The 17,045-nt window shown below is 39.0% G+C and carries 14 protein-coding genes; 5 read left to right on the forward strand and 9 right to left on the reverse strand.

The window, feature by feature from the left end:
• The 3 genes from AC1VS3_RS05415 to licT form a co-directional block, all read right to left on the reverse strand.
• Positions 1-1,412, reverse strand: a 1,412-nt coding sequence (locus tag AC1VS3_RS05415) for a 6-phospho-beta-glucosidase (RefSeq protein WP_227151282.1), incomplete at its 3' end; no start/stop codon positions are given.
• Positions 1,413-1,422: 10 nt separating this feature from the next.
• On the reverse strand, positions 1,423-3,351 hold the full coding sequence (locus tag AC1VS3_RS05420; protein ID WP_119983617.1) for a beta-glucoside-specific PTS transporter subunit IIABC: 1,929 nt from the start codon (positions 3,349-3,351) through the stop codon (positions 1,423-1,425).
• Between the two features lie 119 nt (positions 3,352-3,470).
• On the reverse strand, positions 3,471-4,316 hold the full coding sequence (gene licT / locus AC1VS3_RS05425) for a BglG family transcription antiterminator LicT (RefSeq protein WP_008691237.1): 846 nt from the start codon (positions 4,314-4,316) through the stop codon (positions 3,471-3,473).
• A 546-nt stretch (positions 4,317-4,862) separates the two neighbouring features.
• Between licT and prfA the strand changes: the two genes are divergently transcribed.
• The 5 genes from prfA to AC1VS3_RS05450 all read left to right on the forward strand — a co-directional run bounded on the left by prfA (position 4,863) and on the right by AC1VS3_RS05450 (position 9,870).
• Positions 4,863-5,939, forward strand: coding sequence for a peptide chain release factor 1 (gene prfA, locus AC1VS3_RS05430; protein WP_008691238.1), 1,077 nt, complete (start codon positions 4,863-4,865; stop codon positions 5,937-5,939).
• Entirely contained in the window at positions 5,936-6,796 is an 861-nt protein-coding gene (gene prmC / locus AC1VS3_RS05435; protein WP_008691239.1) for a peptide chain release factor N(5)-glutamine methyltransferase, read from the forward strand. The genes prfA and prmC overlap by 4 nt, the downstream gene beginning before the upstream one ends.
• A 322-nt stretch (positions 6,797-7,118) precedes the next feature.
• A complete protein-coding gene (locus AC1VS3_RS05440; protein ID WP_008691243.1) occupies positions 7,119-7,445 on the forward strand; it encodes a hypothetical protein in 327 nt (108 codons plus the stop codon).
• Between the two features lie 11 nt (positions 7,446-7,456).
• Positions 7,457-9,331, forward strand: a complete 1,875-nt coding sequence (gene mnmG, locus AC1VS3_RS05445) for a tRNA uridine-5-carboxymethylaminomethyl(34) synthesis enzyme MnmG (protein WP_008691245.1) — start codon at positions 7,457-7,459, stop codon at positions 9,329-9,331.
• A gap of 68 nt (positions 9,332-9,399) precedes the next feature.
• Positions 9,400-9,870: an LURP-one-related/scramblase family protein gene (locus AC1VS3_RS05450; protein ID WP_008691246.1), complete on the forward strand. Its 471-nt coding sequence runs from the start codon at positions 9,400-9,402 to the stop codon at positions 9,868-9,870.
• 462 nt (positions 9,871-10,332) lie between these two features.
• On the opposite strand, the gene AC1VS3_RS05455 is transcribed toward AC1VS3_RS05450, so the two are convergent.
• The 6 genes from AC1VS3_RS05455 to aepX all read right to left on the reverse strand — a co-directional run bounded on the left by AC1VS3_RS05455 (position 10,333) and on the right by aepX (position 17,044).
• Positions 10,333-11,376, reverse strand: coding sequence for an acyl-CoA--6-aminopenicillanic acid acyl-transferase (locus tag AC1VS3_RS05455; protein WP_008691247.1), 1,044 nt, complete (start codon positions 11,374-11,376; stop codon positions 10,333-10,335).
• A gap of 11 nt (positions 11,377-11,387) precedes the next feature.
• The gene (locus AC1VS3_RS05460) at positions 11,388-12,245 is read right to left on the reverse strand and encodes an AraC family transcriptional regulator (protein WP_008691248.1); all 858 of its coding nucleotides are present in this window, start codon (positions 12,243-12,245) and stop codon (positions 11,388-11,390) included.
• A gap of 370 nt (positions 12,246-12,615) precedes the next feature.
• Positions 12,616-13,491, reverse strand: coding sequence for a PepSY domain-containing protein (locus AC1VS3_RS05465; RefSeq protein ID WP_008691249.1), 876 nt, complete (start codon positions 13,489-13,491; stop codon positions 12,616-12,618).
• Between the two features lie 66 nt (positions 13,492-13,557).
• Positions 13,558-14,934, reverse strand: coding sequence for a sensor histidine kinase (locus AC1VS3_RS05470; protein ID WP_008691250.1), 1,377 nt, complete (start codon positions 14,932-14,934; stop codon positions 13,558-13,560).
• Complete coding sequence (locus tag AC1VS3_RS05475) at positions 14,931-15,605, reverse strand: response regulator transcription factor (RefSeq protein WP_008691251.1); 675 nt, start codon at positions 15,603-15,605, stop codon at positions 14,931-14,933. The genes AC1VS3_RS05470 and AC1VS3_RS05475 overlap by 4 nt, the downstream gene beginning before the upstream one ends.
• Positions 15,606-15,748: 143 nt before the next feature.
• Entirely contained in the window at positions 15,749-17,044 is a 1,296-nt protein-coding gene (gene aepX, locus AC1VS3_RS05480; RefSeq protein WP_008691253.1) for a phosphoenolpyruvate mutase, read from the reverse strand.
• Position 17,045 lies beyond the last annotated feature (1 nt).

The raw sequence follows: 17,045 nt of genomic DNA on the forward strand, positions 1-17,045 counted from the left end.
CCATTACTTTCAATGACTGATTTATACCAGTAAAAAGATTTTTTACGGATGCGCTGCATGGAGCCACTGCCATCATCCTGTTTATCAACATATACAAAACCATACCGTTTTTTCATCTCACCGCTGGAGGCACTAACTAAATCAATCGGTCCCCAAGCGGTATACCCCATCAGTTCAACACCATCTTCTTCTATTGCAGCTTTCATAGCAAGGATATGCTCACGCAAATAAGAAATACGTGCATCATCTTCAATCGTTCCATCAGCCTTTACCGTATCAATCGCGCCTAAGCCATTTTCTACAATGAACATTGGTTTTTGATAGCGATCATAGACGTGATTTAAAGTGATTCTTAAGCCTAATGGATCAATCGGCCAACCCCAATCGCTATAGGTCAGATAGGGATTCTTTGCGGAAGCAAACAGATTGCCTTCTGTTAGTTTTTCTGGTTCTTTCTGTCCACTGACACAGCGACTGTTATAATAGGAAAAGGAAATAAAATCAACCGGATACTTCTTTAAAATCGCATAGTCATCATCTTCCATATGGGGCATGCAATGTTTTCTAGTTAATTCCTTTATCGCATAGGATGGATAAGCTCCACGTGCTTGGATATCAATGAAAAAGTAACTTTCTCGATCTTTCTTCAAAGCCTCAAAGACATCTTGTGGATGACAGCTATAAGGATAGACAGAACCTGCCGCAAACATGCAGCCAATCTGATTTTCTGGATCTATTTCATGTGCTAATTTTGTGGCTAGAGCGCTGGCTATCAATTCATGATGCGCAGCCTGATATTTGATACGCTCTTCATCATCTCCATCCTCAAAATATAAACCGGCACCTAAGAATGGAGCGTGTAAGATCATATTGATTTCATTAAAAGGCAGCCAATATTTTACGATACCTTTATAACGTTTGAATAAAACTTTGCATAAACGAAGATAAAAATCAATCATCTTACGGTTTTTCCATCCACCATAGGTTTGGATGAGATGCATAGGACAATCAAAATGTACGATTGTCACAAGTGGTTCTATATGATACTTTTGGCATTCACGAAAGATGGCATCATAAAACTGCAAACCTTCTTCATTTGGTTCTTCTTCATCCCCATTGGGAAAGATACGTGTCCAGGCAATGCTCATGCGATATACCTTGAACCCCATTTCTGCCATGAGGGCGATATCTTCTTGATAATGATGATAGAAATCAACACTGTCATGTGATGGATAGTGATGGTGTTCATCACAGGTAAAGGTTTTAAGATGACCACAAATAATAGCGGAACGATCACTTCCTGAAGGACAGATATCAACATTTGCTAAGCCTCTGCCACCTTCCTGATATCCACCTTCAAATTGATTTGCGGCGGTTGCCCCACCCCATAAGAACTGTTTAGGAAAGCTCATACACATACCTCTATTTTACGATATGCAGGAAGTCTTCTCCTGCATGTATCGTGTCTTTCGCAACATCCAGTACATCTAAATACTGAGCAGAGTTGGTAATGACAACTGGTGTTTCCAGACAGAAACCTTTCTCTTTTACAAATGCTAGATCCACATTTACTAATGGTTGACCTTGTTCTACATGATCACCTTGTTTCACAAGTGCTGTAAAACCTTCCCCATTGAGCTGTACGGTATCCAATCCAATATGAATTAGTACTTCTATTCCATCATCCGATGTAATGCCGATCGCATGACGTGAAGGGAATAAAGTAGAAATCGTTCCGCTGATTGGTGCATGAAAACATCCATCTGTCGGTAAAATAGCACAGCCTTTTCCAAGAATTTCACTGGCAAAAGCATCATCCTGTACATCACATAACGCAATGATCTTACCATCAACAGGTGCTGTCAGCATGGTTTTCTTTACTAAAGGTTTTTCCATTTCCGTTGCTGTTTGTGTTTCTATCGCAGAAGTATTTGTTTTTTCAGCTTTATCTTTAAAGCTAATCATTGTGATTATAAAGGCGATGACCATCGTTAACAGGATACCGGCAATCGCAACCGTAAGATTGCCCATACTACCATCAGGCTCTATCATAGCAGGCAATTCAAAGATGCCCATGCCACCCATAGAGAACTTACGGAAGTTACAGAAGCCATAGAAACCGCCGCCGATACCTCCGGCAATACAGCTGATGATAAATGGTTTTTTCAAAGGTAATAAAATACCATAAATAGCAGGCTCAGTAACACCGAAGATGCCGGAAATAAAGTTAGGAATGCACATTTCTTTTAACTTTTTATCTTTTGTTTTTAAGAAGATAGCTAAAACAACGGCAGAAGTCGCAAAGGTACAAGCGAAGAAGGGCATCATGACCGCATCAAAGCCATTGGTCATAATATTATTGATATATACTGGAATAAAGCCCCAATGTAAACCGAAGATGACAAGAATCTGCCAAGTTAAGCCAACCACAGCACCTGCCAACATTGGAGAGAAATCACGAATCGCAATGACCGTTTCGGCTATGATCTTAGAACCAAAGGTAGCAACAGGTCCGATTAATAAGAAACCAATTGGTAAAGCAACAAGCAATGTCAACATTGGCACAAAGAAGAATTTAACCAGATCTGGAATCCATTTGTTAAATAGTTTTTCACATTTACTAGCAAAGTAAACGATAAAGATGACTGGAATAACGGTAGAAGTATAATCCATGGAAATCAAAGGAATGCCAAAGAAATCAATATAGACAGGAGAAGCAAACATCGTTCCCTCAAACAGGGTATACATAGGCTCTCCCAAGGTTGATACGGCACTGCTTTGAATAGCCGGATAACACATGATCGCACCGATTGTTAAACCAATCATTGGCTTTAAGCCAAATTTCTTTGATGCAGTGTAACCAAGATATAGCGGCAGGAAGGTAAACATCGCATCCCCAATTGCATTAATGATCATATAGCCACCGCAAGTATCGCTATACAAATGCAAAGATACAAAAAGGATATTTAAGCCTTTGATCATACCACAGGCAGCCATGATACCAAGGATTGGCTGGAAGATACCGGAGATGATATCCACAAAACGATCTAATAATTTTTCCTTTTTGCCATCGCTTTGTGTTGCCATATTGTCCATATCACCAAGATGCAATAAAGGCAGGACCTGCGCATAAACATCCGCAACTGCATTGCCAATGACAACCTGATATTGTCCACCGCTTTTCATGACGGTCACAACACCATCCAAATTCTTTAAGACTTCATCCTTTGCGATAGACTCATCTTTTAGTTTGAAGCGTAAACGAGTGATACAGTGTGTGAGGCTGATGACATTGTCACTGCCTCCGATGTTTTTCACAATTTCTTGTGCAAGTGTTTCGTAAGTAGCCATTTTAAAGTCCTCCATTTCTTCATTTTAATGAAATACACGAAACGAAGGTCAAGCCAACTCAATGTAACTATCCTTCTTAAATGCTGCTTAGCTGTCGCTTGTAACGACTTATATCAAACTCAGCTTTTCTGAGTAGATACCTGAACAATACGTGAGATATGAATGCTTAAATATAAGATTTCTTCCTCACTTAAGGTATAAGCATATTTTTTTGTTAGAAAGGCACTGATTTTATTCACACAGGCATAAGCCTTCGGATATTTTTGAATGATGACATCCAATAAGCCATCGACTTCTTGCCCGGTAAAGGTTTTGTGGGAAAAGACACGTTCGGCAAAGAATTTCAAATGGGAAATAAAGCGATCATAATAGATAGAATCCGTATTGATATCAATCGCAAAATCAATGCGAACGATACGTTCGATTTCCTGCATGAGTACCGTGATCTCTTTTACCGTCTTCGTTTGCAGATTCAACTGCGCATTTACGATATGCAGGGCAATAAAGCCTGCTTCATCTTCGCTCAATGCAACATGAAAGCGTTCTTGCACCGCTTTTACTGCATAGCGACCGACTTCATATTCATCCCGATAGAACTTTTGAATATCCCACAAGAGAACATTCTTCACATCGACGCCCTGTTTCTTACGTTCTACTGCCATATAAATATGGTCACATAAAGCAAGAATGGCATTTTCATTCATTGCCTCATTCACATGGATCTTTGCATAATTTACAATTTCTTCAGCTAATTCCACATGCTCCATCGGAATCGTTTCACACAGCTCCAACAATTTCTGATTCGCTTTCTTATCCGCTAAGGCAAATATTTTTTCAATCTTTGTTTCATCCACTTCATTGCCGGCCTGCATCTGAAAGCCTAATCCTTTTCCTGTGAGAATTTTTTCATCTGTCCCATCAATCGCAATCACAACATTGTTGTTTAAGCGCTTCTTAAATATCATCTATGCCATCCTCCTAACAAAAAAGACCCATATAAGAAACCATATGCATGAAAGCATATACGTTAATTTATACAGGTCGAGCTTGTCTTTCAACAATAACTATCCTTGTTTGCGGTTTCATTATAACAAGCCTTTTTTTAGATGTCAACGCTTTCATGATGATTTTTTGTTTGATATGCAGGTGTGTCGTGCTTTTATAAGCAGCGATTATTTGAACGATGGTTTCATTTTTCTATTGAATCATTTGCATGATCATCTCATCTTTTCTAAGCGTTGCTTATCATCATATCATGTTATAAGCACCTGTTTACTGTCAGCCTTTTCTATGATGTATTCCCTTCATTAAAATTCGTTTCTCTTATCCTTTAATACAGGGTGTACCACCTTCATCAACATTAACTTTTCTTATCTTTTTCCACACAGTAAAACCTTATATTACTCTATAAGAATTGCTTTTCATTTTTTACTTTCAATGGTATAGTATATAAGGATATTTACGCATATAAAGGCAACAATAGAAAAGACGCAAAACAAGGAGGTTTGTTTATGAGCATTATGATCGAGCGACTGGAAGGTATGGTCAACCGGTATCATGAGATTACAGAACTGATGATGCAGCCGGATATTGTCTCTGACAGCAGAGAATTGGCAAAGCTGGGAAGAGAGCAAGCAGACTTAACACAGGTCGTTGAAACCTATCAGGATTATAAACACAGTATGGAAGCCTTAGAAGAGGCAAAGGAACTGTTAAAGGAAGAAGATAAAGAAATTAAAGAAATGGCGAAGATGGAAATTGAGGAATTAGAGCCGAAGATTGAAGAATATTTAGGAAAACTGGAGATTCTTTTGATTCCTAAAGATCCAAATGATTCGCACAATGCCATTGTGGAAATCCGTGGAGCTGCCGGTGGCGATGAGGGCAATATCTTTGCGGGTGATTTGTATCGTATGTATAGCAAGTATGCGGAAAGTCAGGGCTGGAAGATTGAAATTGTTGAAATGGATGACAGTGAGGCCGGCGGTTTCTCTTTGGTATCCTTCATGGTGAAGGGTGATGGTGTGTATGGCAAGCTGAAATTTGAATCTGGCAGTCATCGCGTACAACGTGTGCCAAAGACAGAAAGCCAGGGACGTATCCATACTTCTACAGCAACGGTTTTAGTTACACCAGAGATTGAGGCTGAAGATTTTGATATTGATATGAATGATTTGGAAATTGAAACGATGCGTTCCAGTGGTGCCGGTGGACAGCATATCAATAAGACAGATTCCGCTGTTCGTATCGTGCATAAACCTACCGGTATTACAGTAAAATGTCAGGATGGACGTTCACAGCATGAAAACCGCGCAACTGCCTTAATGACGATTCGTTCTCGTGTGTATGAGGAACATCAGCGCAAGCTGGAAGAAGAGCAGGGCATGGAGCGTAGAAGCAAGATTGGTACCGGAGATCGTGCAGAGAAGATTCGTACGTATAACTATCCGCAAAACCGTGTGACCGATCATCGTATTGGTTATACCGTGAATCAGTTGGATCGCATTATGGAAGGCAAGATGCAGGATTTATTAGATGCCTTAACAAGTGCTGATCAACAAGCAAAACTGGCAGGTAATAACGAATGAGTACATATCGTGAGCTGTTAAAAGATGCCAACAAACGCATGGAAGAGGCCGATCGTGGGGAGCAGGCAGCCTTGTTGTATTTGTTGGAACTTACCAATATGGAGGCCCATAACCTTTATATGGAATATGAGCAGGAAGTACCTGCCGATATAGCCGAACAATTTGAACAGGGCTTATGTCGTCTGATTAAAGGAGAACCTTTAGGGCATGTTTTAGGTTTTGAATGGTTTTATGGCTATCGTTTCAAAGTCAATGAAGACGTATTGATTCCCAGACCGGAAACCGAAGAATTGGTGGCAAATGTATTAGCTGCTTATGATGAAGTATTTGATGGTAAACAGGTAACGGTCGCAGATATCGGTACCGGTAGTGGAGCAATCGCGATTTCCTTGAAAAAGGAAGAGGATAGATTGCACATGTTGGCAACGGATATCAGTGAAAAAGCCGTTATGGTTGCCAAAGAAAATGCCGCTGCCAATGAGGCAACCGTGTGCTTCATGGTAGGGGATATGCTGCAGCCTTTGATCGAACGCAATATTAAGCTGGATATCTTAATTTCCAATCCGCCATATATTCCCAATGAGGAAGTGATGGAGGAGAGTGTTGTTGATTATGAGCCACATGTCGCATTGTTTGGTGGTGAAGACGGTTTAAAATTCTATCGCATCATCTTTGAAAATGCGCGTAAGGTATTAAATGAAAAAGCTTTTATGGCTTTTGAAATGGGCTATGATCAAAAAGAAAGACTGACAGCATTGGCAAAAGAATATTTTCCGGAAGCTAAGATTGAAGTCTTACAGGATATGAGTGGAAAAAATCGCATGTTATTTATTTATCTGCATACGGATGCGTCTTAAGCGTATCCGTTTTCCTTTTCTAGATGAAGACAGCTTAAAATATCTTACGAATTGTCCTTGATAAAAGAAGGGTTTATAATTAATGTGCTATGATTTCCAACCGAAAGAAAAAGCGGGTAAAACAGGTGTATGTATTTTATTTGAGCATTTAGAAAAAGAAAAACACGCAACCTTTTCCTTTGTATCAAATAGGAAAAGGGGTAAGGGGTTACTTACAGATTATATGAAATAACATGAAATATTGCTGTTCAATGGATAGAAAATATTTTATAATATACCACGTAAATATGTATTTGCTTTATATATGAAGGAAGGAATGTTTATGTACCATCAGAAAACATATTTGTATGGAAAAGAGCGCTGGATAAGTTTTGGATTCTTATGTATAAGTACCTTGATTATTTTGCTGGCAGCTTTTCTGACAAATCAAATCGTGTCAAGAAGTATCTTGCTGGTGATGTCCTTATTGAATCTTTTATTAGCAGGTATGGTATTAAAAATGAATTTGCGTAGGAAACGTATTCAGAAAGAATTTATATATGAACTAGATAAAGATATTCGTAGTAAAGAGGTATTATGTCCTTCATGTGGGGCTAAGATCGGGGCAAGTGGCATTTGCCCTAAATGCGGATATTGTCGAAAGAATTAGGAGGAAACAGGATGGCAGATGTTATCGTTATCGGCGGAGGTCATGCGGGTGTTGAGGCCGCATTAGCTTGTGCTCGTTTACAGAAAGAAACAATCTTATACTCCATGCACATAGATATGATTGCATCTATGCCATGCAATCCAAGTGTTGGAGGACCTGCAAAAGGAATTGTTGTAAGAGAAATTGATGCGCTTGGCGGTGAAATGGGCAAAGCGGCAGATGCAACAGCGTTGCAGTTTAAGATGCTAAATACCACAAAAGGCCCAGGCGTGCAGTGCTTACGTGTACAATCGGATAAATTGGCTTATAAAGCTTATATGCAGAAAGTACTGTTAGCGCAGGAACATCTGGAAGTAAGAGAAATGTGCGTTGAAAAAGTCATTGCAGAAGATGGTGTCGTAAAAGGCGTTTTGCAGGCTGATGGACATATGGAAGAATGTAAGGCATTGATCATGACAACCGGTACATTCATGTCAAGCAATATACTGGTTGGTCATACCTCTACACCAAGTGGACCGGATGGAGAACCAACAACGAATTACTTATCTCAAAGCCTGCGTGATTTAGGTATTCGTACTTTCCGTTTAAAGACAGGTACACCGGCGCGTGTTTTAACAAGCTCTATTGATTTTTCCAAAACAGAAGTACAGCCCGGTACAGATGCCTTTCTTTGTTTCTCTCATGAAACAACAAACATCAGACCTTTTAAAGAACAGGCATTATGTTATTTAACCTATACCTCCCCTGAAACCCATCGTATCATTAATGAAAATCTAGAACGTTCTGCCATGTATTCCGGTTTGGTAAAGGGAGTAGGGCCTCGTTATTGTCCAAGCATTGAAGATAAATTGGTGCGCTTTGCGGATAAACAACGACATCAGATATTCCTTGAGCCAGAAAGTGAATCTTTGGATACTACCTATGTACAAGGTTTTTCAACCTCTATGCCACATGATGTACAGGAAGCTATGCTGCATAGCTTACCAGGATTGGAAAATTGTGTCATTAAAAAATATGCGTATGCGATTGAATATGATGCAATCGATCCTTTACAGTGTAAACCAACCTTAGAAAACAAGCGGATTGCTAATTTGTATACCGCAGGACAAATCAATGGAACCAGCGGCTATGAAGAAGCAGCTGCCCAAGGGTTACTAGCAGGCATAAATGCAGTCTTAAAACTGGATGGCAAAGAACCTTTTATCTTGCGTCGTGATGAGGCATATATTGGGGTAATGATTGATGATTTGGTTACCAAAGGGACAAAAGAACCTTATCGTCTATTAACATCGAGAGCAGAATATCGTTTGTTGCTGCGTCATGATAATGCAGATTTACGTTTAACACCTTATGGTCATACAATAGGCTTGATTTCAGATGCACGTTATGAAAACTTTAAAGGAAAAGAACAACAGATCATTGACTGTCTGGAATATTTAGATACCGTTCGCTTTACACCGAAATCTACTGTAAATACGTATATGCAGGAATTGGACTATGAGCCTTTAAAGGAAGGCATTAGCGCAAAAACCTTATTAAAACGTCCGAAAGTGACAATGGAAGGTTTAGCACCTTATTTAGAAAAAACCTTTGCGCCAGCCATTGCGCAGCAAGTAGAAATAGAAATAAAATATGAAGGTTATATTCAAAAAGCGAAACGTGACGCAGCTCATTTGCGACAAATGGATGCCGTCCGTTTGCCGGAACATATAGATTATCAGCGGATTCAGCATTTATCATTAGAAGCGCGACAAAAATTAAATGAAGTGCAGCCAATGACAATGGGGCAGGCTTCTCGTATCTCCGGTGTCAATCCGGCAGATATTGCCGTTTTAGCTGTTTATCTTGAACAATTAAAGCGTGAAGATCATAAAAATGAATCATGATATGTTTATTTATCTACAAGATAAAAGGTGCTTAGCATAAAAAAAGATAATGTATAAAGAGGTAAAAAATGAAACTATTATTTAAACAACGGATCTTCAGCTGGTTCGATAGCTATGATATTTATGATGAAGAACAACAGCCACGCTATCATGTGAAGGGGGTTATGTCACTTGGACATCGCCTACAAATTTATGATAGAGATGGTAATATGCTAGGCGAAATCAAAGAAAAAGCATTTAGCTTTCTGCCTAAATTTACTATGTATATCGACGGCGAAGAAGTTGGTACTATCCAAAAAGAATTAACCTTTTTACGGCCTAAATTTCATTTAACCTGTAATGATTGGGAAGTAGATGGAAACGTCATGGAATGGGATTATGCTGTTGTCAGCCAGAGTGGACATATTATGGATGTTCATAAAGAGCTGTTTCAACTTTCCGATACATATACAATGGATATCGTACATGAAAAGGATGCATTACTCTGCCTGATGATTGTATTGGCAATTGATGCGGCGAAATGTTCACAAGGTGAATAGCATCCAAATAAAGGGCTTTACAGATACGTCAAAGCTCTAACATAAAAGATATTGTTTTAATAGGTAGCTACTCGTAAAACAATATCAACCAACAAACAGAAAGCGAGTAGCTGTTGTACAGGGTGGCAAGAAAGACGAGGAAGAAGCGATTGCTTTTTGCCCGTCTTTTTTTGTCTGTTTCCAATAAAAACGATTACAACAAACGCCCATGCGGCATAAAACTACATAGGCGTTTGAATAATGTGATTTATATAAGTATGTATAATATATGGACAGTTTATAAGCATGGATAAAATTCTCGTTATATGGATTCAGCCTTTTTTATGAATTCCATAACGTTTGCATGATGGTAATTAACATAATAAAACCTCTTCCAAAAGAGAAAAACCGAATTTTGTCCTTTCTGGCCTTATTGCGTGATTACAGATAGGACACAGGATCCAATGATACATATCTAAATCCCTATTTTTTTTGCACAATGTTATGCAATCTGCTGTCTACGATAAATTTCTTTTTTCGTGGGTCACCCTCTGCCCGATATATCATCAGCTTTTTCAAATCAAAGATGGAACTCCAGACGGTTTCAAAATCTGGTTCATCATATTGACACATGAACCCGAAATTGCCTCTTAAAAGCTGTTGAGTCGCTTCTATCAGATTTCCTTTTATGTGGGTGCTGAAATTTTCCATAACCGTACGATAGCGTTTTGCAGATTGATAATCGTTTCCCTTAGCTGCGTCGTGTTGCTTCATTTCATCAGATGTAAAGCTATTAACAGTACACACAATTTTAGCATCATCGATGCTTACCGCTTCACGGATTCTTTTTTCATATGGTGTACATTCGACAACAAGCATTTCTCCACTCTTGTCTGCGATAAGAATATTACAGTTAGATGCTATTGGCAGTTTCATCAGCAGAAACAGTGCACTTTCTGTGCTATTCGCTTTTTCAAGCAAGTACCTTACGACAAAACAGGAATTAAAACCCGCTTGTATGTTTTCCAGACTAGTCATTACAAAAGTCATTGCTACGGCCAATCCATGTTCATTCACCCCTTCTTCTCCGTTAATGAAAGAAGAAGTTGTTATATTAAATCTATTCCCATTTAACGGGGAATAGATTTCACTTTTACTCCCTTTTTTCAAATATGGCGGTAAATCATTATTTCTTCCATAGATTATGTTGTTGTTTTTGGAATAGGCAAAGGCTGTACACCCCCTGATTTCTACGGGGATATTATCTTCCAGATTATACATACAGCAGCCCATGCATAACATCCATGATACAAAGGGTAGATAACTTACCCCGATGGTATCACTGACGCCCTTTATTTCTTCACATACTTCGGGAAAATACTCTTTCAATATCTGTTCGCTTTTTCTTCCATGCTCAAGTTGAAAATCATCAAGATGCAGAGGAAATGTGATATTGCTTTTTTGAAAAATTTTTCCTCTCTTAACGCCCATTTGATAATGGTCGCCTTTCAATCGTAAATGATACATATTTTATCCTCCTAATCTTTCTTTATAGCAATCCATACTTCAGAATGACCTCTTAGCGGTGTTTCTTTGGTGATAGGATATACTTCTATGTCTGGAAGTCCAGCATATGCATATCCTGAAAACGGTAGCCATTCTGTATAAAATCTTCGAAAAATGTCCTGCACATTTTCTTTAAAATCTCCTTTGTTCTCAAAGACAGCCCATACAGCAGCCGGAATTTCAAATGCAAACATACCGGATGGGACAGGTTCTTTCGTGGCTGCTGCAATATAATAAAATATCTTTTTGGGATTTTCATAAACACTAACGCCTAATATTCCTTCGGGAGATTGATGTGATAAATCACATATTTCGGAAAATAAACTGCTCTTTAAAACAGACTTCCAAAATTTTGGAATTATTCTTTGATTTTCCTCCATGTCCTCACTTAACGCAATACGAACACCTACCATACGCATGGCTTGTTTTTGTGTAATATGATAGGACATAGCGGTTTCTCCTGAAACTTGAACGGAAAAGCGAATTGCTGGATAAGCATTGAATGTATTTCCTATGCTGCGCGCAGCTGCGGGTGTGATATTATGGACGCTCTGAAATGCCCTGTTAAATGAAGTCGGAGAAGCATATCCATATTTTAAGGCAATATCAATTACTTTCGCACCTGTCCGTTGTAAATCAAACGCTGCCTGTGTCATTTTTCTGCGCCGGATATATTCAGACAGTGAAACACCTGCCACATAAGAGAAAACCCGTTGAAAGTAAAAGGTTGAACAACAGGCGATTTTTGCAGCTTCGTCATAGGATATATCACCGTCTAAATGGTTTTCTATATAATCTATGGCTGCGCTTAGCTTTCTCAACCATTCCATTTTGTGTGCCTCCTTCTATATAATCATAGCTTCTCATTACTTATTATTCCTCGCTTTTGATGCGCTCTTTTGTAAACTTATATATAGTGTAGATGAATAAAAATTTTGGTGCAAATTTTCTTTATCTATTTTGGCATTTTACAATTACCACCGTATTTAAAATTGAGAACTATCTGACAACAGATTCTAAATGCTTTTTGATAATGATGAGCATAAGCAGGAATAACTGTGGGAAGACTTCCCACCTCTTTACTAACGAGTGCAAAACGAAAAAACGGCATAACCTGTAAGTTACGCCGTTTCCTGAAAATAATTTTAATCATACTGTTTTATTGAACCGTCTTAGGCAGCTTTTTTATGTTATATGAGTTTAATCATCATCTCTTTCACTGGTCCATTTTAAGAAAGTTCCGGTTTTCGCATCAATTTCAAAATCATATTCCATTTGTTTATACTTTATTTCTCCTTCATATACCTGTTTGTCATCTTCATCATCTAAGGATAAGTGAATGTTTTTACTGGTTGCGCCAGGCACTTTCTGCAATGCGATAGAGCGAGCTTTTGCTAATGAGATAATAGAAGTAGATGGTGTGTGGTGTTTCTGTTCTTCCACATCAATATCATACTGGATAATCTTTCCGTTACTGCGGGCAATGTCATAGTCATATTCGGTATTACCAACGTAGAATTCAACGGAATACACCTTAATGCCATCTTCACGTTCTTTTTTTACTTTCAACAATTGCGTGTTGTTTTCAGTGACCTTGGCATGCGCTAAAGCAATCGCTTTCGCTTTTTCCGCACTGATTTCTTTTGTGGAATCCGATGTATTTGGCTGTGAGGATGCATGGTTATCAGTAGACTCGGTTGCCTTTGTTTGAACATTGTTTTGTGTATTCTTGTCTGCTGTTTTATCATCTTCCGTCGTCTTTTTCTTATCGTCATCTTTCATGTTGTTGGAAATGGATGAAGATAGGATTTCTCCTTTTTCTTGCGTTACCGTATAATCATATTCCTTTGTTTTTGTTTCAAATTCAATATCATATACCGCTTTGCCCTTCTTTGTTTCTTTTTCCACATGAATTTTGGTAAGCTCTGCCTCTTTTACCTTTGCATGTTCCAGCGCAATCGCTTTTGCCTTTGCTTCCCCAATGTCACTTGCGGCTGAGGATGGAGTTACGGAACTGCCACAGCCAGCTAAGATAACGGCACTGAGAAGAGTTGTCAGATATAATTGTTTTTTCATAATCGTTTCCTCCTATGCGACTCCTTCTTTACACATACACAGTACCATGGAAAGATTAAAGGAAGATTAAAGCTTTTCATCTTTTTTTAAAACGGGTAAAGTGAAAGTGAAGGTTGTACCTTTTCCATAGCAGCTCTTCACATCACATAAACCACCATGCGCTTCAATAATCCATTTTACCATAGATAATCCTAAACCACTGCTAGTGCTGTTGTTTCTGGCACTGTCACAGCGATAGAACCGATTCCATATATAAGGTAGCTGTTCTTCTGTTATGCCGATTCCATCATCATCCACAACAATCTGCACATGATCTTCCATAAGTTTTACCTGTAGGAAAAGATGTCCTTGCTCCTTACCATATTGAATTGCATTATGTAACACGTTCATCCAGAAACGAATTAACAATGTCTGATCACCATAGACCATGATGTTGTTCTGTATGTCACTTGTTACCTGTATCTGTTTCTTTTCTGCCTGTAGCTGTATTTCTTCAATGGCATAAGCACTTAATTCACTAAAGTTCAGTGGTTCCATCGTCAGCTGGGCATTACCCATATCGGCTCTCGACAACAATAACAACTGGGAGATGATATTACGCATGGCAATGGCTTTTTGTTGGATGACTTTTAACTCTTTGGCGGATGCTTCATCCTTCTGTTTCTCATGTAACAGCTGTTCACATTGCATTAGGATAGTTGTTAATGGTGTTCTTAATTCATGTGAAACATCACTGGTAAATTGCTGTTCTCGTTGTAAACTGTCTTCCATCTGCGCTAACAGTTTATCAAAGGTTTCAGCCATCTCATAGATTTCATCTTTTCCTTTTCCTAAAGCCACGCGTTTCGTCAGATTTTGTCCTTTTAAAATGGTCTGGACTCTTTGGGTAATGGTCGCAACCGGTGACAATGCTTTTTTCGCAAGAAAATAACCGGCAATTGAGCTGACGAGTACAAACAATGGCAGTAACAGTAAGCTCAAACGCAGGGTAGCATAAACGTTTTCCTGTGCATCACTGATGGATATGATACCGCGCACCAACAAAGAAGGGGCACTCTTTTTTACCTGATACTGCATATCTAACACATAAAACTTAGTCTGATTGCTTTTAATCTTGCGCACCTGTCCATCCGCAAAAGGAAGATCATACGCAAAGCCATAAGGAACTCGCCCATACACCAATTCCTGCGTTTTTGCATCATATACAGAAAGATAGACACCATCCTCTAATTCTAATATATCATTATCAAAATGATAGCTGTCATGCTTATAGTCGATGTTATCAAAACTGGATGATACATGTTCTTCTAAAGTTGCTTTGGTATGGGAAAGAATCTCTTGGGAGCTGTATGTGAAGAATAGTCCTATGATAAAGATGATCAAAAGCATCATCAATGAGCTGTACAATACTGTCAGTTTGGCTTTAATAGATAATCGTTTCATACGTCCACCTTCAAAACATAGCCAACACCGCGAATCGTATGCAGCAGCTTATGCGCATGCCCTTCATCGATTTTCTTACGCAGATAACGGATATAAACATCAATGACATTCGATTCTCCGCTGTAATCATAATTCCAGATATGCTGTTCCAGTTTTTCTCGGCTTAAGACAATACCGGTATTTTGCATCATATAACGTAATAATGAGAATTCCTTTGCGGAGAGATGAATTTCCTTATCAGCACGTAACACTTTATGAGTATTTGGATATAAGACTAAATCATCTACCTGATAAAAACCGGTGTGCTGATTGGATGGTTTGCGTAATAAAACACGGATTCGTGCCAAAAGTTCATCAAAGGCAAATGGCTTTACAAGGTAATCATCTGCTCCGGCATCCAATCCTTTAACTCTATCCTGAATGCTGTCTTTTGCTGTCAACATCAAAACCGGCACTTGCTTGCCATTAGCTCGCAAGGTTTGTAAAACCTCTAAACCATCTACGATAGGCATCATGATATCCAGTATGACAACATCATATTCCATGACTTGTAAAAATGCTAAGGCTTCTTCACCATTTAGGCAAGCATCAACACTGTATTGTTCTTCCCGTAATCGTTCACATACGATACGATTTAGTTCTTTTTCATCTTCGGCTAAAAGAATACGCATAAAATCACCTCATCTTCTATGTTCATTTTAGCATATTCCTTGTAATGGGGTATAGGAAATGCCAATAGGAAAAGAAAAACCAGTAGCAGACAGGGATTCAGACCATTGTCAACTACCGGTAATTCATATATGAATCAGAGAGGCTACATTTCATCAATTAGCGTGATGATGTCTTTAATCGACATGAGTTGTGCATCTGCTTCCTTCGCGCGATGATGTTTTAAGATGCTGGCTGCTGTTTCTTGCATGGCTGGGAAAGCACTGCGCGTTAACTGATTGGCATAGATAACGATGTTGATACCATGCGCTGCCAGCTGTTCTTCCAATACACTATGATAGGAAGTAGGCACTACCACAATCGGGGTGTTCTTATCTTTTTGGCGAAAGGCATCACAAAAGGCAAAAATTTCATCCGGTGTTTTTTGCCTTGAATGAATCATAATGCCATCTGCCCCAGCCGCGACATACGCATAAGCACGTTGTAATGCATCCGCTATGCCTTTTTCAAGAATCAAACTTTCGATACGAGCGATGATCATAAAGTCCTCGCTTAGCTGTGCCTGTTTCCCGGCTTTGATCTTTTCACAAAAATGGGCAATGCTGTCCTGTGTCTGTTCTACATCATTACCAAATAAAGAGTTTTTCTTTAATCCTGTTTTATCTTCAATAATAATTGCCGAAACGCCAAGACGTTCCAAGGTTCGTACGTTGTATACAAAATGTTCAATCAAACCACCAGTATCGCCATCTAATATGATGGGTTTGGTAGATACATCCATCACATCATCAATGGTACGTATGCGGCTGGACATATCCACCAGTTCGATATCAGGTTTTCCTTTTGCGGTAGAATCACACAGACTGCTGATCCACATGGCATCAAACTGATCAAGTTCTTCTTTGTTTTGCACAATTGTTTTTTCGGCAATTAAAGCTGTAATGCCACTGTGGACTTCCAGTGCTTTTACGATTGGACGCAGCTGTAAAAGCTGACGCAATCGTTTCCTTCGAAATTCAGGCATAGCTAACTTATCATGCATCACTTTATCGATATGCTGTACCTTTTCCGTGCGTGTATAAGGAACCTCAATGAGTTGTCCTCCCCATGTTGATAGAACCTTAAGCACGTTATCACGTATGATTTTTTGTTCGTTCGTCTTCCAATTATCACCATGAATGACATAATCTGGTTTTAACTTTTGTAAGTTTTCGGTATATGAAACCGTGGATTGCGCAACAACATGTGCAACGCCATCCAACTTTTGCATCATTTGAAACCGCTCATCAAAGGTAATTGTCGGGAAACGATCAAACTTTATCAACGCCTCATCTGTTAATACCCCTATCGTGAGTTCTCCATAGGCCTGTGCTTCTTGAATAATATGAAGATGTCCTTCGTGAATGACATCGGTACTAAAACATGCATAAACACTTTTCATG

Source organism: Longicatena sp. (genome assembly GCF_982403165.1).